Annotated in this window: 1 protein-coding gene and 1 pseudogene; both read right to left on the reverse strand. The window is 62.1% G+C overall.

Going from position 1 to position 1,437, the window contains the following annotated elements:
* Positions 1 to 214: pseudogene (locus tag P0R31_RS40620) on the reverse strand (flagellin); the annotation flags it as partial.
* Positions 215 to 571: 357 nt separating this feature from the next.
* On the reverse strand, positions 572 to 1,437 hold an 866-nt coding region (locus P0R31_RS40625; protein WP_275521212.1), incomplete at its 5' end, for a flagellin.

The following is a 1,437-nucleotide window of genomic DNA, read 5'->3' on the forward strand; positions in this document are numbered from 1 at the left end:
GCACGCCGTTGGCGATGCCGTCGAGCAGATTGTTGATGTCGCTGGCGCGGTTGTCGAGCGACTGTGCCGTGAAGAAGTTGGTGGGATTGTCCAGGGCCGAGTTGACGCTCTTGCCGGTCGACAGACGACTCTGTGTGGTGGCGAGGAGGTCAGCGGTGGACTGGAGGGAGAGCAGGTTCTGACGAACCGACGCGGAGAGGACGATACCGGACATTGAGTGTTACCCTTCTGGTACGCAACGCAACAGGACTTCGATTAGGATTAATCGATGTCGGGGACGGTGAACGCGGAGGGCTAACAAAGCATGAAGCGTGTCGCGCCAGTCCTTGCGCGGATTCACCATATGCGCCTTCGAGGCCCAAACGTGCTCACCGATATCATCATGATAGGATGATACTTTTTCGGGCAGCCAGGAGGCATTTGCGACTTGTCAACCATAACTCAGAGTGAGCAATTGGCTGCATTCGAATGCAGCACTCCCTCCGCCGAGCAGCATTCCGATGCCGGCACAAAATAAAGCGGCGGGGCCGAAGCCCCGCCGCCGTGATCGTCTTGCGATGTCGTCCGCGCCTTAGCGGAGCAGCTGCAGCACGCTCTGCTGCGACTGGTTGGCCAGCGACAGCGCGGAGACCGCGATCGACTGGCGGGTCGACAGCGCCTGGCTGTTGGCCGCTTCGACGTTGGTGTCGGCCAGGGTCAGGTTGGCTGAGCCGGTCTGCAGCACGTTGATCAGGCTCTTGTTGAAATCCTGACGGACCTGCACCACCGAGAGGTTCGAGCCGAGGCTCGAGGCCTGCGAGCGCAGCGTGCTCGAGGCGGCGTTCAGGTTGGTCAGCACCTTGTTGGTGGCAGCGTTGTCGATGAAGTCGACACCGCTGGTCAGCGAGGCGAGGCCCAGACCCTTGGAGTTGTAGGTCACGCCGGTGATGCTGAGGTTCGACTTGCCGGTCTCGTCGAACACCAGCTTGAGCTGGTCGCCGTTCAAGAGGTTGACGCCGTTGAACGAGGAGTCCTGCGCGGTGGTGTCGATCTGGTTCAGGATGTTGTTGAACTGATTGACCAGGTTGGCACGCGCCGTCTGCGCGACGACGTCCTGGACGGGGCTGGAAGCCGTCGAGAACGTGAGCGACGAGGTCAGCGTGCCGCCGATCGCACCACCCGCGGCGCTCGAACCGATGGTCGAGGACGCATAATCGTTGGTGGTCGAGATCGTCAGCAGGCCGTTGGCGTCGATCGTCGCCGACAGGTTGTTGGCCTGCAGCTTGGTGTTGAGCTGATCGAGCGTCTTGACCGTGCCGTTGGTGCCGTCGCCGAAGGTGACGTTGACCGCCGTGCCGCCGTTGAAGGAGGTGAAGGTCAAGGTCTTGCCGCTGATGCCGCCGATGCCAGAGGTGCGGGCCGCGGTGAAGGCGGTCGCCGTCCCGGTGTTGCCGGCGA

The organism is Bradyrhizobium yuanmingense, assembly GCF_029167105.1.
In the GTDB taxonomy this organism is placed as follows: Bacteria; Pseudomonadota; Alphaproteobacteria; order Rhizobiales; family Xanthobacteraceae; genus Bradyrhizobium; species Bradyrhizobium yuanmingense_A.